Here is a 20,312-nt window from a genome sequence, read left to right as displayed (position 1 = left end):
AGCGATATGTCAAAAGTTTGCGAAATTACTGGAAAGAGAGCTATGTTTGGAAACAATGTTTCGTTTTCCATCAATAAAACAAGAAGAAGATTCGATGTAAATCTTTCTAAAAAGCGTTTTTATATTCCTGAAGAAGACCGTTGGGTTACTTTAAAGGTATCTGCAAGGGCTTTAAAGTCAATTAATAAAAAAGGTATTTCTGCAGTTTTGAAAGAAGCTAAAGCAAACGGGATATTAAAATAATCCTTAAAAAAATCTAGTAAAATGGCTAAGAAAGGTAATAGAATCCAAGTGATATTGGAATGTACAGAGCATAAAGAATCAGGTCAACCTGGTACTTCAAGATACATTACAACAAAAAACAAAAAGAACACTCCAGATAGAATAGAGATTAAAAAATTTAATCCTATCCTTAAGAGAATGACTGTTCATAAAGAAATTAAATAAGGTTTTCGTTTATAACGAGAATGATAAAAATATAAATCATGGCAAAGAAGACGGTAGCAAGTTTACAAACCAGTTCAAAAAGATTAACCAAAGCTATAAAAATGGTTAAATCTCCTAAGTCTGGTGCTTATACATTTACTGAGGCTGTAATGGATCCAAGTAAAGTTAACGATTGGTTAAGTAAGCAGTAAAAAAGATATTCCAATTTTAATATTGGTAAAAAGCTACTTTCGAAAGAAAGTAGCTTTTTTTTGTTTATAAAAGTTTGACTGTAGCTGTTTTATAACAAATGGTGTAAGCTGTCGAACATAAATAATCTATGCAGTTTTATAAGGCCTTATTTCATATATTTGATATATAGAATTTTAATAGGAATATGAGTTTATTTAAAAAGTTGTTTTCTTCTCAAAAAAAGGAAACATTAGATAAAGGTTTAGAGAAATCAAAAACTTCCTTTTTAGGGAAGTTAAGTAAGGCTGTTGCAGGAAAATCAAAGGTTGACGATGATGTTCTTGATGATTTAGAGGAAGTTTTAGTAGCGTCAGATGTAGGTGTTGAAACTACCTTGAAAATTATCAAAGCTATTGAAGCGCGGGTTGCTAAAGATAAATATGTAGGTACTGATGAGTTGAATGAAATTTTGCGTGAAGAAATTGCACGTTTACTTTCTGAAACCAATTCAGGTGATGCTACAGAGTTTGAAATACCAAAAGGTAAAAAACCATATGTAATTATGGTTGTGGGTGTTAATGGTGTTGGAAAAACAACGACTATTGGTAAGTTAGCGTACCAGTTTAAACAAAAAGGTTTAAAAGTTGTTTTAGGTGCTGGTGATACATTTAGGGCTGCGGCTATAGACCAATTGCAAATTTGGGCAGATAGAGTTGATATACCTATTGTAAAGCAACAAATGGGTAGTGACCCTGCTTCAGTTGCTTTTGACACCTTAAGTTCAGCTGTTACTCAAGATGCCGATGTAGTAATAATAGATACTGCTGGTCGTTTGCATAATAAGATTAATTTAATGAACGAGCTTTCAAAAGTGAGCCGTGTAATGCAAAAAGTTGTGCCAGAAACGCCACATGATGTATTATTGGTTTTAGATGGTTCTACAGGGCAAAATGCGTTTGAGCAAGCAAAACAATTTACAAAAGCTACTAATGTAACTTCATTGGCGGTAACTAAATTAGATGGTACTGCTAAAGGTGGAGTTGTAATTGGTATATCTGATCAGTTTAAAATACCTGTAAAGTATATTGGGGTTGGTGAAGGTATTGAAGATTTGCAAGTGTTCAATAAATACGAATTTGTAGATTCTTTTTTTAGTAAGAATTAGGTGTGAGTATTCTTAATGCATATATCTGTTTATTATTTGTCATAAAGACTATGAAATAAAACTTCTTTAAGAAACTTACTGAAGTAGGAATTGCAATTGAAAAGCTTATTTAAATTACTCCTTTTTGAACCCTTAAATGTAATAACTCAAATTGGATGATTAGTTTATTTAGTAAGTTTAGTAATTTCAAATAAATGGAATTTTAAACTTAAGTTTAAAATAGTAATAATTTTTTATTTGCTTATATCTATTCTCTATATTTTTTTATTGTTCCTGTAATTGCGCCAATATTTGGTCGGGAAAAAGTAAAACATTCTGAGAAAATAAGTTCAGCAAATTATATGACGGTATTGCTAAATAGGAATTATGTAAAACCTAAGTTGAATGAATTGTTAAGTACTACTGCAAATAATTTAAAAGGGACAGAGATTGAAATTCAGTACTTAGATGCAAATTTCCCTTTTATAGATAACTTTCCATTGATTCCTCGCTTAAGTCATAATTACAGAAAGAAAATCGATATAAGCTTGAGATACGAAACAGAAAGCGGAATTGTAAAAAACGTACAAAAATCTGTCAGCGGTTATGGGATTTTTGAAAACCCTAAACCAAATGAATTTGATCATATTAATAATTGTTTAAAAAAAGGTCGTTTTTAGTATGACTTCCGAAAATATTTGACTTTTGGAGCAATTAATAAAGATTATATTTTTTATGAAATAGGGGCAAGAAAGTTGATAAATAGTATTTTAAATAATAATATTTAGCAAAGCTGTTTGTTGAACCACATTTGAAAAACAGATTAAAATTAGAAGATAGTAGAATAAGATATCACGGATGCAGAGCAGTAAGACATGATGATCATATTCACGTACAATTAAAATAAAAGACGTACGTATAGCTGAACCTGCAATAATTGGATTTAGATTTTAATCGTAATTTTTTTGTGTTCTCACGGTTAAATTAAAATCATGGAAGTTTGGTGTTTTAATATGATAAATAGAAAAATCACTTGTTTGATATGAAAACAAAGGATTGTTTATATTTTTTCTAATTTGCGCTTGGTAAAAACACTTATAATTAAATAGTCATAAGCTAAACTGATGGAATTAGTTGGAAATAGCTATGTTTTTTAGGGTTAATTTATCTTATCATTTACTAAAAAGTTAAATAGATAATAAACATTCTACATAAACTAAAAATATTTAATTTTAATGTATGAATGTGCAACTAGAAAAAATAGCTAGGTCTGATTTTGAAAATTATTTTCAGTTAGTAAGTAATGCTGAAGTAATGAAAATGATAACGACAAAACCTTTAGACCTAGAGGAAGCTAAATCAGATTTTAATACTCTGATTAAAAAAAATGAACTTAATCCTAACTACGGAAAGTTTAAAATTGTAAACACTGAAACTAATAAAGTTTTAGGAATAGCAAAACTAGAAGCATCTGAATCTAATGTTACTGCCGTTGAAATAGGGTATATGCTTTTACCTGATTATTGGGGCAAAGGCATAGCAAGTACTATGGCGAAGTTGCTGGTCGAGAATGGTAAAAAACAAAATTCTATAAAAAATATTATAGCAATAATTGATCCTGAAAATATAGCTTCAAGAAAAATCTTAACTAAAAATGGTTTTGCTCTAAAAGAGCATAAAATAATTGATGGTTTGCAAAGAGAAGTACTTCAATTAAAAATTGGTAACAGTAACTAATTTAATAATCTTAAACTTTAACTCAAATACGTAAAAAAGATAGTGAGTAATGTATAATTTTAAAAACGATTATAGCGAAGGTTGTCACCCTAATATATTAAAAAAACTTGTAGAGACAAACTCAATACAACAATTAGGATACGGTGAAGATATTTATTCATTAGAAGCAAAAGAATTACTAAAACAAAAATTAGGTAATTCAGATGCTGCTATTTATTTTACATCAGGTGGTACACAAAGTAATTTATTAGTAATTTCTAGTTTATTGAAAGCTCATGAGGCTGTTATAAGTGCAAATACAGGGCATATTTTTGTTCATGAAACAGGAGCGATAGAAGCTGTCGGGCATAGAATAATAACTGTTGATACAGATAATGGGAAATTGGCTCCAGAGGGAATTCAAAAGGCATTACAAGCATACTCATTTAGGCCTCATGTTGTAAAACCTAAAATGGTTTATATTTCTAACTCTACTGAAATTGGAACTATATACAGTAAAACCGAACTCCAAGAATTATTTGAATTTTGTAAAGGAGAGAACCTGCTACTTTTTTTAGACGGAGCAAGGTTAGGACATGCGTTAACAGCTGAAAAAAATGATTTATCACTTTCTGATATTGGAAAATTTACAGATGTTTTTTATATCGGTGGTACAAAAAATGGTGCTTTGTTAGGCGAAGCAATCGTATTTAATAATGCTAATTTGGCACCCGACTTTGATTACGTATTAAAACAGAAAGGTGCTTTACTTGCAAAAGGTAGGTTGCTAGGTATTCAATTTCTTGAGTTATTTAAAGATGATTTGTATTTTAAATTGGCTAAACACGCTAATTGTATGGCTATGAAAATTTCTGATGCAGTGAGAGACAATGGCTATTCATTTTTAACACACTCAACTACGAATCAGATTTTTCCAATTTTACCTAAATTGTTAATTGAAAAATTGAGTGAGAACTATGCCTTCTATGAATGGAAAGTAATTGATGAGAATAATGCTGTAATTAGGATTATCACTTCATGGGCAACAGATGAGACTGTAGTGAATGAATTTATAACTATTTTAAATCAACTCAAAAAAGAATCATGAATTATCACTTTAGAAAAGCAACAGTTTCAGAAATACCACAGATATGGGAAATATTGAAGCAAGCAATACAAAGAAGAAAAGAAGATGGTAGTAACCAATGGCAAGATGGTTATCCTAATTTAGCAATTGTAACCAATGATGTAGAGAAAGAAGTTGGGTATGTTTTGTGTGATGATAATGGTACAATTATCGGCTATAGTGTGTTGTTAGTTAATGACGAACCTGAGTATGAGAAAATTGAAGGTGAATGGCTTACTAATGAAGATTTTGTAGTGTTTCACCGTGTTGCTATATCTGAAGATTATCTTGGACGAGGGTTTGCCAAAAAAATATTTAAATACATTGAAGATTTTGCTTTAACTCGTAAAATTTATAGTTTGAAGGTAGATACTAATTTTGATAATGCTCCGATGCTGAATATTTTTGATAAGTTGGGGTATACGTATTGCGGAGAAGTATATTTTAGAGGGAGTCCAAGGAAAGCTTATGAAAAAAAATTATCTTAAAATAAGCTTTTAATAAATTGACCTAAAGTTTTTTGTGTCATTTTTTATTAAAAACTGATTTTTTAATCAATTGATTTTACGCATTTTTAATTTTAGTAAAAGAGCTTTTTGTAACTTTATGTAGGTTCTTAAGTGTTGTTTTTTGAACTGTAACATAAATTATTTAAAGATGAAAATAGCTGTATTTAGTACTAAATCCTACGATCAGGAATATTTTGAAAAAAATAATAAACATTACAATTTTCAATTTTCTTTTTTTGAGACAGCGTTAAATATACATACTGTTAACCTTACTAAGGGTTTTGATGTAGTTTGTGTTTTTGTAAATGATACAATTGATAAAAAAACTATTCTTGCGCTTTCTGCTAATGGTATTAAATTAGTGGCCCTGCGTTGTGCAGGTTTTAATAATGTTGATCTTGAGGCTATAAAGAATAATAACTTAAAAGTAGTTCGAGTTCCTGCGTATTCACCTGAAGCGGTAGCAGAATATGCTATTGCTTTGATTTTAACTTTAAACAGAAAAACTCATAAAGCTTATAATAGAGTTAGAGAAGGAAATTTTTCATTAAAAAACTTAATTGGTTTTAATTTGCATAATAAAACGGTTGGAGTTATTGGTACTGGAAAAATTGGAGCTTCTTTTTGCAAGATTTTAAAAGGTTTTGGTTGTAGAATAATTGCTTTTGATATTTATAAAAATGAAGACTTATTAAGTTTAGGTGTAGAGTACATGCAGTTGAATCAAGTCTTTAAACAAGCGGATATTCTTTCATTGCATTGTCCATTAAATGAAGGAACAAAGCATGTTGTGAATAAAAGGTCAATAGCTTCAATGAAAGATGGTGTTATGATTATTAATACAAGCCGTGGTGCATTAGTTAATACTGTAGATGTTATTGAGGGTTTAATTAATAAAAAAATAGGCTATTTAGGTATTGATGTATATGAGCAAGAAGAAAATTTATTTTTTGAAGATTTGTCAGAACATATAATTCAAGATGAGCATATATTAAGGCTAATGAGTTTTCCTAATGTATTAATAACTTCGCATCAAGCTTTTTTTACAAAAGAAGCTATGGATGAAATTACAATGACTACTCTTGAAAATATTAACTTATTTAAAAATAACGATATGTTAAATAATGAAGTTAAGTAAAGGTAGGTGTTTGTTTAATTATATTTTACGACTATTTTTTATACAAAAGAACTTTATTATTTATGAAAAACTTTTTAATATGTATTGCGCTATTAGTAATTGTATCGTGTAAAGAAAACAAACAAGTTTCAGAAACCCAGAATATTTGGGAGCCTTATAATGATTCATTGGAAGTGATAGCAAATGCAGATCATGAAATCTCGCGAATGCAATATAAGCTAGTCCAGTCTAAAGTGTTAGATAAAAATGACGTTTTTTTACCATTATATAATAAAGTTTCTTCAATTTCTGAATCTGATTATAATACCTGGAAGCCATTAATTTTAGAGCAAAATATACCAAATATTCAATCACATATTTTGGCGGGAAATTTAACGTATGAGAAGTTGGTGTTATTCTATTTATACCGAATATATAAGTATGAATTGAATAAAGACGTTACATTAAATACTATTATTTCATTGAATAAGGATGTTATTGAACAAGCAAAATCTTGTGATGAAGCATTGGCTAAGTTCCCGGATAAAAAACGACATCAAATTTATGGAATGCCAATTCTGTTAAAAGATAATATTGATACTAAAGGTATGAAAACCACTGCAGGAGCAATAGCATTTATGAATAATGAAACTGATGATGCATTTGTTGTAACGCAATTAAAGAAAAATGGAGCTTTAATTTTAGGTAAGGTTAACCTAAGTGAATGGGCGTATTTTTTGTGTACGGGTTGTCCTGTTGGTTATAGTGCCGTTGGCGGACAAACATTAAACCCTTATGGACGTAAAGTTTTTGAAACCGGAGGTTCTAGTTCAGGTAGTGGAACTGCTGTAGCTGCAAATTATGCTGTAGTCGCTGTAGGTACAGAAACTTCAGGATCAATATTGTCACCTTCGAGTCAGAATTCTGTTGTAGGCTTAAAACCAACTATTGGTTTGCTAAGTAGAAGTGGAATAGTGCCAATATCAAGCACTTTAGATACTCCTGGTCCAATGGCTAAAAATGTAATTGATACGGCAATTTTATTATCTGCAATGACAGGTAAAGATAATGCTGATAAAAGTTCAGTAACAACAAATAAAAATTATGTTGATGCTGTAACAAATACAGCTTCTTTATCAGGAAAAAGATTTGGTGCGTTTAAAAATTTAATAGATTCAGATAGTATTTATGCAACTACAATAAATACATTGAAAAGTCTTGGTGCAACAATTGTTGAATTCACACCAAATAAAGTTGATTTACCAGGGTTTAGAAGTATATTAAGTATTGATATGAAAAATGATTTACCATCTTATATTCAGGCTAATGTTTTAAATAAAGATGAGTTGCAAGTTTCTAATATACCTGACCTTATTGAATTCAATAAACAAGATAGTTTAATTAGGATACCTTATGGGCAAGCTTTGTTTGAGGGTATTGTAGCAGATTCTGTAACTGCAGAGGGATTAAATGATATCATTGCTAATTTAGAAAATAAAAGCAGAGCTCATTTTAATGCTATTCTTGATGAAAACAATTTAGATGCAATTTTGAGTGTTAATAATTATTATGCAGGTTTTGCAGCTGTAGCAAAATATCCAGCTTTGACTGTGCCTATGGGATACAAACCAACGGGTGAACCTGAAAGTTTGACTTTTATAGGAAAACAGTTTGAGGAATATAAATTATTACAACTAGGTGTAATTTTTGAGCAAGCAACAAAAATTAGAAAAACACCTTTTGGTTATATTAATTAAATTTGGGTAATTAAAATAGTCATTGTAATTTTAATACCAATGAATGGTATGCTGATACCGTTTTTGTAATTGCAAAAATAGTGTCAAGTTGTATTTTAAATTAGAAATTTTTTATATGTGTTTTAAACTATTTCAAATAGTTGAAGTCTAATTGTAAAACCCCAAAACCCCAAAACCCCGTAATGATGAAAATCAAAAAATTAACTTACTTATCAGTACTTTTTTTGTTAGTTGTTTTTAGTTCGTGTAGTAGTGATAATAGTGACGGTGATTCTGTTTCTGAAACAGAAGAAACAACCGTAGCTGATGATGACTGTACATTGGTTTACGAGTTAGATGACTCAAGAGGCGCTTGTGATCAAACTTTAACAGAAACATCAATATATGAAGAATCAACTTCAGGTGGTTTTAGGTTAATAAGTGCTAATAGTATTCCTGGTCATAAAGTAGGTTTATTTGGCCAGGTTCAAAATGCTTTAAATCCTAATGAAATTTCAGAACAAGATGAAAGTTATAGCATAACAAATACGCCAACTTTAGCAAGTTCATTTACAGCTTTGCTTGGTGAAGATGGAATAGATTATAGATTTGGAATTCTTTTTAATGGAGTTGAGCTTGATCCGATTGCAGCAGAACCTTTTCCGCATGAAGGTATTTTAAGTGAAAATGTTAATTGGGAATGGAACTTAGAAGCCACAAATGTTGATTTAGGTTTAGATTGTAGTAATGCACATGTACAACCTAGTGGTCAATATCATTACCATGGTTCACCTGATTTGTATTTAGATGATTTAGCTGTTGAAACGAATCAAATGACTTTAATAGGTTATGCGGCCGATGGATTTCCTATTTATTATAAATACGCTTATATTGATGCTACAGACGCAACTTCTGAAATAATAGAAATGACATCTAGTTATCAATTAAAAACAGGGGATAGGCCGGGTGATGGAGTTACTGCACCCTGTGGTGAGTATGACGGAGTTTACTCTGCTGATTATGAATATGTGAGTGATTTAGGTACTTTAGATGAAGCAAATGGCAGAACAGGTGTAACGCCAGAATATCCTGAAGGAACTTATTATTATTTAATTACAGAAAGTTTCCCAATTATTCCTCGTTATTTTAGAGGAACACCTTCTGATAGTTTCAGTATATAAATGAGAGCTTTTTTATTTTTGTTGCTATGTAGTAGTGTGTTTTTTAGTACATATGCGCATGATGTAAAAGAAGCTTATTTTAAGATAGAGGAAAGTGATGCTGAAATTTTGGTAAAGGCAGAATTTCCTTGGACTATTAGAAAAGCTGTGTTTAAATTCAAACCTGAATTAAAAAATAATAAAAGTAAAGAAGCAATAGATAATGCTTTTTTTGAATATGTTCAATCAAATTTGATTCTGAAAGACTTAGATGGCAATACTATTCAGCTGTTGAATATCGAGGCTTCTAATAATAATGCAGGTCATTCTCACCAAAGTAACTTTACGTTTTATTTTAAAAAAGCAACTTTGCTAGAGGTTCAGAATACTATTATGTTTAATTTGAGCGATTCTCATACAAATTTGCATAGTTTTATCAATAGTGGTAATTCTAAAATCTATACGACATCTTTAAACGAGCCTTCGTTTAAGTGTAAAACAAAAAGCATTTATGATGATAAATTGTGGCTGTTACTTTTGTTAGTGCCAGTAGGTTTATTTGTAATATTTAATAAAAGATTGAGAACTAATCAATCACAGCATTAATTTTCTCCCATAAATCATTATCAAAATCTGATAAAGCAAAGTTTGAACTATCAGCAGCTTGTCCCATTCTAATAATTACCAAATCTTTGCTGGGTATAACATATATTTTTTGATCGTTTTTACCTAATGCGGCATACATGTCATTTGGAGCGTTTGGTATGAGTGAACCTGAAAATTCATATTGTGTTGAAGGTAAATGGTAGGTAGATTTTCCATTTAGCCACCAAAAATATCCATAAGCTTCATTGATTTCTTGTGACGTATTTGTAGCTACGGTTAAAAAACTTTCTGAAACTATTTGTGTTCCATCCCAATTACCGTTAGCAGCTATTAAAAGCCCAAAACGTGCCATACTTCTTGTATCACTCCAATAAACACTTAAATCATCTAAAGGAATCCATGTTCCTGACATTCCAATTTTTTCTTTTAAAGCTGTGTTGAAATATTCAGACCAAGTTTCATTACTTGCTGTGGCAACAACATCTTGTATTTTTACATAAACATTGTGGTATGCCCATCTTGTACCAGCATCAGCAATATATACTAAGTTTTCAGGTGAAACATCATCACCTAAACTATCATCTAAACCAGAATCCATCTGTAATAAATTTTTACATGTAATTAAGTTTTCTTCTTCTAGTGTTGCACTTGTCCAGCCAGTGCCAATATAGTCAGAAACTTTATTGTCTATAGCAATTAAACCTTCGTCTTGAGCAATACCAGTAACAGTTCCAGTTAAAGTTTTTCCTGCGCTAGCCCAATACCAACTTGTGGTAGCAGAATGATCATTCATATAACTTTCAACCACAATTTTGCCATTGTGTAGCATTATAAAACTTTTGGTATTTTTTTCTTCTAGATAGGTAAGTAGCGCATCTAGTTCGGCTTCATTCCAGCTTAATGACTCAGGAGTTTCTGTTTCCCACGTATCAGAATCTAAAGGTGGAAAATATAACGATTCATCAGTTGTCTCTTCAGTAGTTTCATCTTGCGTATCATCAGATGAGTTATCAGAAGAACAAGAAATAGAAAATAAAACTAAAAATGTAGTAAATAGGGTTTGTATGAGTTTCATTTGTTTAATTATTAGGTATTTCGCTGATTAAAAAGGGCTTAAATGTAGTGGTTTGTCGGTATACTAACGTAAAAACAATAAAAACTAATATAAGTAAGCATATGTTTTTTAGCTTGTTGTATTTTTGCACTTTATAATAAATTATGCGTACAAAAACACTTAAGAAAAATAAGATTAACGTTGTTACCCTAGGGTGCTCAAAGAATGTATACGATTCTGAAGTATTAATGGGACAGTTGAAAGCCAATAAGAAAGACGTTGTTCATGAAGGAGAAGGGAATATAGTTGTTATTAACACGTGCGGTTTTATTGATAATGCTAAAGAAGAAAGTGTAAATACTATTTTAGATTTTGTACAGAAAAAAGAAGCTGGTGTTGTTGATAAGGTTTTTGTTACGGGTTGTTTAAGTGAGCGTTACAAGCCAGATTTGCAGAAGGAAATGCCTAATGTAGATCAGTATTTTGGTACAACAGAATTACCAGGTTTATTAAAAGCTTTGGGTGCAGACTATAAGCATGAATTAATAGGTGAGCGTTTAACAACTACGCCTAAAAATTATGCTTATTTAAAAATTGCAGAAGGTTGTGATAGACCTTGCTCTTTTTGTGCAATACCATTAATGCGTGGTAAGCATAAGAGTAAACCAATTGAAGAGTTGGTGATAGAGTCTGAAAAACTAGCAGCTAAAGGTGTTCGTGAATTAATACTTATTGCTCAAGATTTAACGTATTACGGTTTAGATTTATATAAAAAGAGAAATTTAGCTGAGCTTTTAGAGGCTTTAGTAAAGATAGAAGGTATTGAATGGATTCGTTTACATTATGCATTCCCAACAGGTTTCCCGATGGATGTGCTTGATTTAATGAAGAAAGAGCCTAAAGTTTGCAATTATCTAGATATTCCATTACAACATATTTCAGATTCTATTTTAAAAAGTATGCGCCGTGGGACTACGCAAGAAAAAACCACGAAGTTATTGCATGATTTTAGAGCGAGAGTTCCTGAAATGACAATTAGAACCACATTAATAGTAGGTTACCCTGGCGAAACAGAAGAAGATTTTCAAACCTTAAAAACTTGGGTAGAAGAAATGCGTTTTGAGCGTTTAGGTTGTTTTACGTATAGCCATGAAGAAAACACGCATGCCTATAATTTAGAAGATAATGTGCCTGAAGAGGTGAAGCAACAACGAGCTTCTGAAATTATGGAAATACAATCTCAAATTTCATGGGAATTAAACCAAGAAAAGGTGGGGCAAACGTTGCGTTGTATTATTGATCGTAAAGAAGGGCAACATTTTATTGGTAGAACAGAATTTGATTCTCCTGATGTTGATAATGAAGTTTTAATAGATGCTTCAAAACATTATTTAAAAGTAGGTGAATTTGTAAATGTACATATTACCGAAGCGGCAGATTTTGACTTGTATGGAGATCCAATTGTTGCAAATTCAAACTAAATTACAGATAACTGATTATAATTATAAAAAGTTAATAAAAATAAAGAAGCCTGTTTTTAAATTTAAAAACAGGCTTCTTTATTTTATGACTTCTAATTCTTGATGGTACAATTCTCTGCCTAATGCTGCTAAAAATGGAATTCCTATACTATCATATTCGTAAGTATTGTCATTAAAAATCCCATTCTTGTTGACTAAAATGGTAGCAGTAAGTAAAAATTCAATATTGTTTTTAGTGTCTTTTATATAAGCGCAATCCGTTAAGGTTCCGTAGGCGTAACCTACTTTATTGTAGATTTTAATATGTTTAGGAATGTCTTCTTTTGAATCACCAAATAGGAAGAATTTCACATAGCTATCATAATACTCGTCGGAAGTATAGCCTGCCTTTTTAGGTAATGAGCTCATTGCATTTAAAACAAATTCTCTTTGCGTCTCATTTAAATTAAATTGTTCTTCTTTTTTAAATTTTTCAGGAAAAATTATTCTTTTTAAAACTTCATGTTGTGCATCAACAGCATAATAGTTTTTTAAATTAAAATCAAAAGCTTCATTAATCAATACATCATCTTCATCATAAAAACCCTTGCCTTTTTTAGTGTTTTCAATTTCTAAAGGGGTAATAGATTTATTAATTATTTTCTCACTTAATCTTAAGGTGCTATCATTTAAATAAATGACTAAAGGGTTTGTGGTTACATTGTCAGCATCTAAAATTGATAGTCTGTGTGCAATTCTAACGTTCTCAATTCCTTTTTTGTGCAACTTAATATTAATTTCATTTTGCCCTAAAAACTCAAATAGACGATTGTAGGCCTCATTATCACTTACGGCAAATATCTTAGTAATTTCCTTAGCTACTGTGGTTTCAATAGAATCATTTTCAATATAAAACACAGTATTCATGTCGAAATCATCAATCCTATTTAATTTTTCAAGAGCTAAAAGTGAAATGGGTAATTTTACGGTACTTGCAGGGTAAAAATAGTTTTCGGGTTTATCTTGAAAAGTATAATCTTTAAAAAAGATACTATCATTTTTACGATTAATACGGGTGAATTTAATTTGAACTTCATACTTGCTTAAGCTGTCAAATACATTTTTAACAGCAGTATTTGGAGAGGCTAATGCTTGCTGAATAGGAGCTGTAGAGCGTACTTTTTCTTCACAAGAAGTAAAGAGTAATGCCATTAGTAAAAAGAGTATAACTTTCTTCATGTTTGTTAGGCCTCGTATAGTTCACCTCTATGCGGCTTTAAAGCATCTCTTACTTTTAGCATTTCTGTTTCTTCAACCACTAAATAAGCAATACTAAACATATCATTTATATGGTTTATACCAGTAATGTTTGTGCTAAGTCTTTCAATTTCAATATATTCTTTTAAATGAATAACATGGTGTTCTGCTGTTTTTGAAGCGGCAGGACCACGAAAATCCCAAATCATTTTAATTTTTTTAGGTTGCATAAAGTAAAATTAAAGCTATAAATTTTAAATTTTATCACTGCAAATAGTGATACTTATAATAGAACGTTAAAAATAGTTGATTTTTGTTAGAATTAATGAACTTGCACAACATCAGTTATTTGTTAATTTTGTAAGATGAATTTAAGTCAATTTTTTTTCAATAAATTGTTTCGATTTTTAGTGGTTTTAGTAGGGTTTTTGTTTTTTACTTCTTGTGGAGATTTGATTAAAAAAGATCAAGAGAGAGAACCTTTGGCGCGTGTTGGTGAAGCTTATTTGTATAGAGATGATATAAATAGATTACTTGAGGATAATGAGTCTATTGAAGATAGCGCTTGGTTTGTTACAAATTATGTAAACAATTGGGCAACTAAGCAATTACTATTATCAAAATCTAAAATAAATTTACCAGCAGATAAAATTGCAGAATTTAATTTATTGATTGAAAATTATAAAACTGATTTATATACAAGGGCTTATAAAGAGGCTTTAATATTACAATCACAAGATACTGTGGTTACAAACTCAGAAATTAAAAGTTTTTACGAGGAAGAAAAAGAGAATTTTAAATTAAAAGAAAAGCTTATAAAACTTCGTTTTATTGAGCTTCCTGAACAATATTTAAATATAAATGAAGTTAAAATGCGTTTAAATCGTTTTAATGAAAATGATGTAAAATATTTAGATTCTATCGGAATACAATTCAAAAAAATAAATTTTAATGATTCTTTATGGGTAAAAGCATCAAGAATTATTAATGAAATACCGCCTTTAACCTTTGAAAATGAGGATCGATACTTAAAAAAGTCACAATTTTTTGAAATTCAGGATTCATTAGGAGTATATTTGGCAAAAGTAACTGGGGTTTTAGAAACAAATGATACCGCTCCTTTATCTTTTGTTATGCCATCTATTAAGCAAATAATACTAAATAGAAGGCGCTTAGGGTTAATCAGAAGCCTAGAAACAGAAATTATTGATGAAGCAATTAAAGACAAAGAATTTGAAGTCTATGAACAAGATTAAAAACACAACTACTATAGCATTACTATTATTAATTGGTTTAGTAAATGCGCAAGAAACAGTAACTGATAGCACAGAAACACAACCTGAAATTAGTGATGTGAGTATGGTTACAGAAACTCCAAAAATCTTTAAAAAAGTGAAGATTGATGGTGTTGCAGCAGTAGTAGGTGATTATTTAATATTAGAATCAGATATTGATAAAACTTTAATTGATTTGAAAAACCAAGGAGCAACATCAGCAGATATTAACCGCTGTAGTCTTTTGGGTAAGTTGATGGAAGATCGTTTGTATGCACACCAAGCTGTTCAAGATAGTATTTTAGTTGCTGATGATGAGGTAAATGCAACAAGTGATTCTCAAATTAAGCAATTAGTCCAAAGAGTAGGTTCTATTGAAAAAGTATTGGCTTTTTATAAAAAGCCAGATGAAGTATCTTTTAGGGAAGAGTTGTTTAAAATTAATAAGCTTAGAATGCTATCTGAGCGTATGCAACAAAAAATTGTTAGCGAGATAGAAATTACACCAGAAGAGGTTCGTCAATTCTTTAATAAAATTCCAGAAGACCAAAGACCAGTTTTTGGTACAGAATTAGAAATTGCACAAATAGTTAAAAAACCAGAAGCTCCACAAGAAGAAAAGCAAAAGGTAATTGATCGTTTAAATAAAATTAGAGAAGATGTTGTTGAAAGAGGTTCTAGTTTTGCGGTAAAAGCTATTTTATATACTGAAGATCCAGGGTCAAAAGAAAGTGGAGGTTTGTATAAGATGACAAAGCAAACAGGTTTTGTGAAAGAATTTAAAGACGTTGCATTTAGTTTAGCTGAAGGTGAGGTTTCTGAACCTTTTGAAACAGAATTTGGTTACCATATTGTTACAGTTGATAAAATATTAGGTCAAGAGCGTGAGGTAAGGCATATTTTAATGATACCTAAAGTGCCTCAAAGTGCATTAGATGATGCCAAAAAAGAATTAGATTCTATCCGTGAAAAAATTATAGCAGGTAAATTTACATTTGCTGAAGCAGCATTAAATTTCTCAGATCAAAAAGAAACAAAGTTTGATGGCGGTCAATTAAGAAACCCTAATGACTATAGTTCGAGATTTGAATTGGCAAACATGAACGATCCGCAATTATACAATCAAATACGTAATTTAAAAGATAACGAAATATCAAGGCCTATTTTAGACGAAGATGCTAGAGATGGAACAAGTTATAAAATTATGAAAATTACAAATCGTTATGATGAACACGTTGCTGATTATTCAAAAGATTATATAAAAATCCAAAGTTTAGCGTTAACGCAAAAACAAGCTGATGCTATTGGAAAATGGATGAAAGAACATATTGATGAGACGTATATTAGCGTAAATGAGTCAAATCAAGGTTGTGATTTTAAAAATAATTGGGTAAAAAGGTAATAGCATGTCCGATGTTACTGCAGTAAATAACCTAGTTGAAAAGCATGAAAGCTTAAAAAAAGAGATTGCTAAAATAATCGTTGGTCAAAACGATGTAGTGAACCAAATTTTACTTTCGGTGTATTCTGGCGGTCACTCTTTGCTAATCGGTGTTCCTGGTTTAGCAAAAACTTTGATGGTGCATACCATTGCAAAAGCATTAGGCTTAGATTTTAAAAGAATTCAGTTTACTCCAGATTTAATGCCTAGTGATATTTTAGGTAGCGAGATATTAGATCAAAGCAGAAATTTTAAATTCATAAAAGGCCCTATATTTTCAAATATAGTTTTGGCTGATGAAATTAATAGAACTCCACCAAAAACTCAGGCAGCTTTATTGGAAGCAATGCAAGAGCGAACGGTTACAATTGCAGGTGAAAACTACAAGTTACCAGCCCCTTATTTTGTTTTAGCAACACAAAACCCAATTGAGCAAGAAGGTACTTACCCTTTACCTGAAGCTCAATTAGACCGTTTTATGTTTGCTATAGAGTTAAAATACCCAAGTATAAGTGAAGAGGTTGCCATTGTAAAAGCAACTACATCTGATGTTAAACCGCAAATTAATGCTTTGTTTAATGCTGAAGAAATTGTTGCTGTACAACAATTAATTCGAAGAGTACCAGTGCCAGATAATGTTGTTAATTACGCTGTAAAATTAGTGAATAGTACGCGTCCTAATTTGCAAACTGCATCTGATTACGTAAAACAATACTTAGATTGGGGGGCAGGGCCAAGAGCATCTCAAAATTTAATTTTAGGTGCAAAAGCTCATGCGGTTATAAAAGGTAAATTTTCTCCAGATATTGAAGATGTTCAAGCAGTAGCTGTTGGGATTTTACGACATAGAATAATCAAAAACTACAAAGCAGATGCAGAAGGTATCTCTGCTGATGATATAATTCGTCAATTATTATAGAATTTAGTATTTTTTCAAACGTTTTCGTAGCTAATTTTGTTGAAAAAATATTAAAAACTTGCTATATTACTACTTAATATGTGTTTTCGTGGTGTTTTTGTTAAATTCGGCCGAATCTCTAATTAATTTTTTCAAATACCTTTTATATTTTACTAATTTTGTAGGATTGGATTAATTTAAAATTCAAGAAAATAATAGCATTTAATTACGAAATATTTAGTTTTTTGGTGTAAAATTTACATCGTTTTCGCGACTAAATAATAGACTTGTTAAAATGCTTAATGCGATGTGATAAATTTCGGCTTTTTTAAGTTTAGGGGTTTTGAAGCAAATATTAATTATTGTTTTTTAAGTTTTTGCAATTAACATTGAAAAGGTTTTTATTATTATGAATATTTACAAGGATTATCTCCAAGAGATTGAAGAACGTAAAGGTCAAGGTCTTCATCCAAAGCCAATTGATGGCAAAGAATTGTTAAGCGCTATTATTGAGCAAATAAAAGATTTAGATAATGAGTATAGGGAAGAGTCTCTTAACTTTTTTATCTATAATGTTTTACCTGGTACGACCAGTGCGGCAGGTGTAAAAGCTAAATTTTTAAAAGAAATTATTCTTGGAGAATCAATTGTAAAAGAAATCACACCTTCTTTTGCTTTTGAGCAATTATCTCACATGAAGGGTGGGCCTTCAGTAGAAGTTTTGTTAGACCTAGCATTAGGAGATGATGTAGCTATTGCAAAAGACGCTGCTGAGGTATTAAAAACTCAAGTTTTCTTATACGAAGCGGATACAGATCGTTTAGAGGAAGCTTATAAAAATGGTAGTGAGATAGCTAAAAGCATTATGGAAAGTTATGCTAAGGCAGAGTTTTTTACAAAGCTTCCCGAAATAGAAGAAGAAATAGAAGTTGTAACATATATTGCTGGTGTTGGTGATATTTCTACAGATTTATTATCACCAGGTGGTGATGCACACTCACGTTCAGATAGAGAACTACATGGTCAATGTATGTTTGAGCATAACAAAGAGATGCAGAATGAATTATTGGCTTTAAAAGAAGCGCATCCAGATAAACGTGTGATGTTAATTGCAGAAAAAGGAACAATGGGAGTTGGTTCTTCTAGAATGTCTGGTGTAAATAACGTAGCATTATGGACGGGTTTACCTTTTAGTAAATATGTACCATTTATTAATTTCGCTCCAGTAATAGCAGGTACAAATGGTATTGCTCCAATTTTCTTAACTACAGTTGGTGTAACTGGTGGTATTGGTTTAGATTTAAAAAACTGGGTAATCCAAAAAGATGAAGAAGGAAAAACAATTCGTGATGAAGATGGAGAGCCAGTATTAAAGCAAATGTATTCTGTAACAACAGGAACTGTGCTTACTATTAATACTAAAGAGAAAAAATTATATCACGGAGAAACAGAATTAAAAGATATTTCTGCTGCATTTACGCCACAAAAAATGGAGTTCATGAAAGCAGGTGGTTCTTATGCTGTTGTTTTCGGTAAAAAATTACAAACTTTTGCTTCTAAAACTTTAGGAATAGATGTAGTGCCAGTTTATGCACCTTCAAAAGAAATTTCTATTGAAGGACAAGGTTTAACTGCTGTTGAAAAAATATTCAATAAAAATGCAGTTGGAACATCAGGAGCAACTTTACATGCAGGCTCTTACGTTCGTGCAGAGGTTAATATTGTAGGTTCCCAAGATACTACTGGTTTAATGACTTCTCAAGAATTAGAGATGATGGCTGCTACAGTTATTTCTCCAATAGTTGATGGTGCATACCAGTCTGGTTGTCATACGGCATCTGTTTGGGATGATAAATCTAAAGCTAATATTCCAAGATTAATGAGCTTTATGAACGACTTTGGTTTAATTACTGGTCGTGATCCTAAAGGGAAATATTTTCCAATGACGGATGTTATTCATAAAGTATTAAATGATATTACTGTTGGTGATTGGGACATCATTATTGGTGGTGATTCTCACACACGTATGTCTAAAGGTGTTGCTTTCGGTGCAGATTCAGGAACGGTAGCTTTAGCATTAGCAACAGGTGAGGCTTCTATGCCAATTCCGGAATCGGTTAAAGTGACCTTTAAAGGACAGATGAAATCTTACATGGATTTCCGTGATGTGGTACATGCTACACAACAACAAATGTTACAACAGTTTGGAGGCGAAAACGTATTCCAAGGTCGTGTAATAGAGGTTCATATTGGTACGTTAACTTCTGATGAAGCATTTACGTTTACGGATTGGACAGCAGAAATGAAAGCGAAAGCATCTATCTGTATTTCTGAAGACGATACTTTAATAGAGTCATTAGAGATTGCAAAAGGTCGTATCCAAATCATGATCGAAAAGGGTATGGACAATGCAAAAGGTGTACTTCAAGGACTTGTTGATAAAGCAGAAACTAGAATTACGGAACTTAAAACAGGTATTAAGCCATCTTTAAGACCAGATGCAGATGCTAAGTATCATGCAGAAGTAGTTATTGATCTAGATGAAATTGCTGAACCAATGATTGCTGATCCAGATGTAAATAATGAAGATGTATCTAAACGTTATACGCATGACAATATTCGTCCATTATCTTACTATGGTGGAACCAAGAAAGTAGATTTAGGTTTTGTGGGATCATGTATGGTTCACAAAGGTGACATGAAAATATTAGCTCAAATGTTGAAAAATGTTGAAGCGCAAAACGGAAAGGTAGAATTCAAAGCTCCTTTAGTAGTTGCACCTCCAACATACAACATTGTAGATGAGTTAAAAGCAGAAGGAGACTGGGATGTATTAGTAAAGTACTCAGGATTCGAATTTGACGATAGCGCACCTAAAGGATTGGCACGTACCAAGTACGAAAACATGCTTTACCTAGAGCGCCCAGGTTGTAACCTATGTATGGGTAACCAAGAAAAGGCAGAACCAGGAGATACGGTAATGGCAACATCTACTCGTTTATTCCAAGGTCGTGTTGTAAAAGATACGGGTGAGAAAAAAGGGGAGTCATTATTATCATCTACTCCGGTTGTAGTATTATCTACGATTTTAGGAAGAACTCCTACAATGGCAGAATATGAAGCTGCTGTTGATGGTATTGTATTAACTAAGTTTAAACCATCTCAAAAACAGTTAGTAAAATAATTGCTAGAAGAC

At 31.3% G+C, this 20,312-nt stretch carries 20 protein-coding genes; 17 read left to right on the top strand and 3 right to left on the bottom strand.

Going from position 1 to position 20,312, the window contains the following annotated elements; genetic code table 11:
- Positions 1–6: 6 nt before the first annotated feature.
- The 12 genes from rpmB to KO500_RS16470 all read left to right on the top strand — a co-directional run bounded on the left by rpmB (position 7) and on the right by KO500_RS16470 (position 9,732).
- A complete protein-coding gene (gene rpmB / locus KO500_RS16525) occupies positions 7–243 on the top strand; it encodes a 50S ribosomal protein L28 (protein WP_215957666.1) in 237 nt (78 codons plus the stop codon).
- Positions 244–264: 21 nt separating this feature from the next.
- The gene (rpmG, locus tag KO500_RS16520) at positions 265–447 is read left to right on the top strand and encodes a 50S ribosomal protein L33 (RefSeq protein ID WP_084062296.1); all 183 of its coding nucleotides are present in this window, start codon (positions 265–267) and stop codon (positions 445–447) included.
- 38 nt (positions 448–485) lie between these two features.
- Entirely contained in the window at positions 486–638 is a 153-nt protein-coding gene (locus tag KO500_RS16515) for a DUF4295 domain-containing protein (protein ID WP_215957665.1), read from the top strand.
- Positions 639–823: 185 nt separating this feature from the next.
- Complete coding sequence (gene ftsY, locus KO500_RS16510) at positions 824–1,783, top strand: signal recognition particle-docking protein FtsY (protein WP_215957664.1); 960 nt, start codon at positions 824–826, stop codon at positions 1,781–1,783.
- A gap of 341 nt (positions 1,784–2,124) precedes the next feature.
- Positions 2,125–2,442: a hypothetical protein gene (locus KO500_RS17445; RefSeq protein WP_252732599.1), complete on the top strand. Its 318-nt coding sequence runs from the start codon at positions 2,125–2,127 to the stop codon at positions 2,440–2,442.
- A 559-nt stretch (positions 2,443–3,001) separates the two neighbouring features.
- Entirely contained in the window at positions 3,002–3,499 is a 498-nt protein-coding gene (locus KO500_RS16500; protein WP_215957663.1) for a GNAT family N-acetyltransferase, read from the top strand.
- A gap of 49 nt (positions 3,500–3,548) precedes the next feature.
- Positions 3,549–4,586: a threonine aldolase family protein gene (locus KO500_RS16495; protein WP_215957662.1), complete on the top strand. Its 1,038-nt coding sequence runs from the start codon at positions 3,549–3,551 to the stop codon at positions 4,584–4,586.
- Positions 4,583–5,092 carry a GNAT family N-acetyltransferase gene (locus tag KO500_RS16490; RefSeq protein ID WP_215957661.1) on the top strand — a complete coding sequence of 170 codons (510 nt, stop codon included), beginning with the start codon at positions 4,583–4,585 and terminating at the stop codon, positions 5,090–5,092. Before KO500_RS16495 ends, KO500_RS16490 begins: the two co-directional genes overlap by 4 nt.
- A 169-nt stretch (positions 5,093–5,261) precedes the next feature.
- Positions 5,262–6,251 (top strand): 2-hydroxyacid dehydrogenase, encoded by a 990-nt coding sequence (locus tag KO500_RS16485; RefSeq protein ID WP_215957660.1) that lies wholly within the window; start codon positions 5,262–5,264, stop codon positions 6,249–6,251.
- Between the two features lie 62 nt (positions 6,252–6,313).
- A complete protein-coding gene (locus KO500_RS16480) occupies positions 6,314–7,987 on the top strand; it encodes an amidase family protein (protein WP_215957659.1) in 1,674 nt (557 codons plus the stop codon).
- A gap of 182 nt (positions 7,988–8,169) precedes the next feature.
- Positions 8,170–9,147, top strand: a complete 978-nt coding sequence (locus KO500_RS16475) for a YHYH protein (protein ID WP_215957658.1) — start codon at positions 8,170–8,172, stop codon at positions 9,145–9,147.
- Positions 9,148–9,732 (top strand): hypothetical protein, encoded by a 585-nt coding sequence (locus KO500_RS16470; RefSeq protein ID WP_215957657.1) that lies wholly within the window; start codon positions 9,148–9,150, stop codon positions 9,730–9,732.
- Here the strand turns inward: KO500_RS16470 and KO500_RS16465 are convergent.
- On the bottom strand, positions 9,713–10,807 hold the full coding sequence (locus KO500_RS16465; protein ID WP_215957656.1) for a serine hydrolase domain-containing protein: 1,095 nt from the start codon (positions 10,805–10,807) through the stop codon (positions 9,713–9,715). The two genes, KO500_RS16470 and KO500_RS16465, sit on opposite strands and share 20 nt — an antisense overlap.
- Positions 10,808–10,950: 143 nt before the next feature.
- Between KO500_RS16465 and rimO the strand changes: the two genes are divergently transcribed.
- Positions 10,951–12,267: a 30S ribosomal protein S12 methylthiotransferase RimO gene (gene rimO / locus KO500_RS16460; RefSeq protein ID WP_215957655.1), complete on the top strand. Its 1,317-nt coding sequence runs from the start codon at positions 10,951–10,953 to the stop codon at positions 12,265–12,267.
- 78 nt (positions 12,268–12,345) lie between these two features.
- Here the strand turns inward: rimO and KO500_RS16455 are convergent, their stop codons facing one another.
- Both KO500_RS16455 and KO500_RS16450 read right to left on the bottom strand, forming a co-directional pair.
- Positions 12,346–13,485, bottom strand: a complete 1,140-nt coding sequence (locus KO500_RS16455) for a serine hydrolase (RefSeq protein ID WP_215957654.1) — start codon at positions 13,483–13,485, stop codon at positions 12,346–12,348.
- A 5-nt stretch (positions 13,486–13,490) separates the two neighbouring features.
- The gene (locus tag KO500_RS16450; protein ID WP_252732597.1) at positions 13,491–13,712 is read right to left on the bottom strand and encodes a hypothetical protein; all 222 of its coding nucleotides are present in this window, start codon (positions 13,710–13,712) and stop codon (positions 13,491–13,493) included.
- Between the two features lie 156 nt (positions 13,713–13,868).
- Here KO500_RS16450 and KO500_RS16445 point away from each other — a divergent pair, with 156 nt between their 5' ends.
- The 4 genes from KO500_RS16445 (at position 13,869) to KO500_RS16430 (ending at position 20,300) form a co-directional block, all read left to right on the top strand.
- The gene (locus KO500_RS16445; protein ID WP_215957652.1) at positions 13,869–14,759 is read left to right on the top strand and encodes a peptidyl-prolyl cis-trans isomerase; all 891 of its coding nucleotides are present in this window, start codon (positions 13,869–13,871) and stop codon (positions 14,757–14,759) included.
- Entirely contained in the window at positions 14,746–16,179 is a 1,434-nt protein-coding gene (locus KO500_RS16440; protein ID WP_215957651.1) for a peptidylprolyl isomerase, read from the top strand. The genes KO500_RS16445 and KO500_RS16440 overlap by 14 nt, the downstream gene beginning before the upstream one ends.
- A 4-nt stretch (positions 16,180–16,183) precedes the next feature.
- A complete protein-coding gene (locus KO500_RS16435; protein ID WP_215957650.1) occupies positions 16,184–17,137 on the top strand; it encodes an AAA family ATPase in 954 nt (317 codons plus the stop codon).
- A gap of 388 nt (positions 17,138–17,525) precedes the next feature.
- Complete coding sequence (locus KO500_RS16430) at positions 17,526–20,300, top strand: bifunctional aconitate hydratase 2/2-methylisocitrate dehydratase (RefSeq protein WP_215957649.1); 2,775 nt, start codon at positions 17,526–17,528, stop codon at positions 20,298–20,300.
- Positions 20,301–20,312 lie beyond the last annotated feature (12 nt).

The organism is Cellulophaga baltica (assembly GCF_018861125.1).
Taxonomy (GTDB): domain Bacteria; phylum Bacteroidota; class Bacteroidia; order Flavobacteriales; family Flavobacteriaceae; genus Cellulophaga; species Cellulophaga baltica_A.
Note: the sequence above shows the minus strand (reverse complement) of the source record. Positions and strands in the feature narration are given on the sequence as shown.

What these genes read in the sequence shown, in the direction of transcription:
- rpmB (WP_215957666.1), top strand. Translation starts at nt 7, where the DNA reads ATGTCAAAAGTTTGCGAAATTACTGGAAAGAGAGCTATGTTTGGAAAC.
- rpmG (WP_084062296.1), top strand. Translation starts at nt 265, where the DNA reads ATGGCTAAGAAAGGTAATAGAATCCAAGTGATATTGGAATGTACAGAG.
- KO500_RS16515 (WP_215957665.1), top strand. Translation starts at nt 486, where the DNA reads ATGGCAAAGAAGACGGTAGCAAGTTTACAAACCAGTTCAAAAAGATTA.
- ftsY (WP_215957664.1), top strand. Translation starts at nt 824, where the DNA reads ATGAGTTTATTTAAAAAGTTGTTTTCTTCTCAAAAAAAGGAAACATTA.
- KO500_RS17445 (WP_252732599.1), top strand. Translation starts at nt 2,125, where the DNA reads ATGACGGTATTGCTAAATAGGAATTATGTAAAACCTAAGTTGAATGAA.
- KO500_RS16500 (WP_215957663.1), top strand. Translation starts at nt 3,002, where the DNA reads ATGAATGTGCAACTAGAAAAAATAGCTAGGTCTGATTTTGAAAATTAT.
- KO500_RS16495 (WP_215957662.1), top strand. Translation starts at nt 3,549, where the DNA reads ATGTATAATTTTAAAAACGATTATAGCGAAGGTTGTCACCCTAATATA.
- KO500_RS16490 (WP_215957661.1), top strand. Translation starts at nt 4,583, where the DNA reads ATGAATTATCACTTTAGAAAAGCAACAGTTTCAGAAATACCACAGATA.
- KO500_RS16485 (WP_215957660.1), top strand. Translation starts at nt 5,262, where the DNA reads ATGAAAATAGCTGTATTTAGTACTAAATCCTACGATCAGGAATATTTT.
- KO500_RS16480 (WP_215957659.1), top strand. Translation starts at nt 6,314, where the DNA reads ATGAAAAACTTTTTAATATGTATTGCGCTATTAGTAATTGTATCGTGT.
- KO500_RS16475 (WP_215957658.1), top strand. Translation starts at nt 8,170, where the DNA reads ATGATGAAAATCAAAAAATTAACTTACTTATCAGTACTTTTTTTGTTA.
- KO500_RS16470 (WP_215957657.1), top strand. Translation starts at nt 9,148, where the DNA reads ATGAGAGCTTTTTTATTTTTGTTGCTATGTAGTAGTGTGTTTTTTAGT.
- KO500_RS16465 (WP_215957656.1), bottom strand. Translation starts at nt 10,807, where the DNA reads ATGAAACTCATACAAACCCTATTTACTACATTTTTAGTTTTATTTTCT.
- rimO (WP_215957655.1), top strand. Translation starts at nt 10,951, where the DNA reads ATGCGTACAAAAACACTTAAGAAAAATAAGATTAACGTTGTTACCCTA.
- KO500_RS16455 (WP_215957654.1), bottom strand. Translation starts at nt 13,485, where the DNA reads ATGAAGAAAGTTATACTCTTTTTACTAATGGCATTACTCTTTACTTCT.
- KO500_RS16450 (WP_252732597.1), bottom strand. Translation starts at nt 13,712, where the DNA reads ATGATTTGGGATTTTCGTGGTCCTGCCGCTTCAAAAACAGCAGAACAC.
- KO500_RS16445 (WP_215957652.1), top strand. Translation starts at nt 13,869, where the DNA reads ATGAATTTAAGTCAATTTTTTTTCAATAAATTGTTTCGATTTTTAGTG.
- KO500_RS16440 (WP_215957651.1), top strand. Translation starts at nt 14,746, where the DNA reads ATGAACAAGATTAAAAACACAACTACTATAGCATTACTATTATTAATT.
- KO500_RS16435 (WP_215957650.1), top strand. Translation starts at nt 16,184, where the DNA reads ATGTCCGATGTTACTGCAGTAAATAACCTAGTTGAAAAGCATGAAAGC.
- KO500_RS16430 (WP_215957649.1), top strand. Translation starts at nt 17,526, where the DNA reads ATGAATATTTACAAGGATTATCTCCAAGAGATTGAAGAACGTAAAGGT.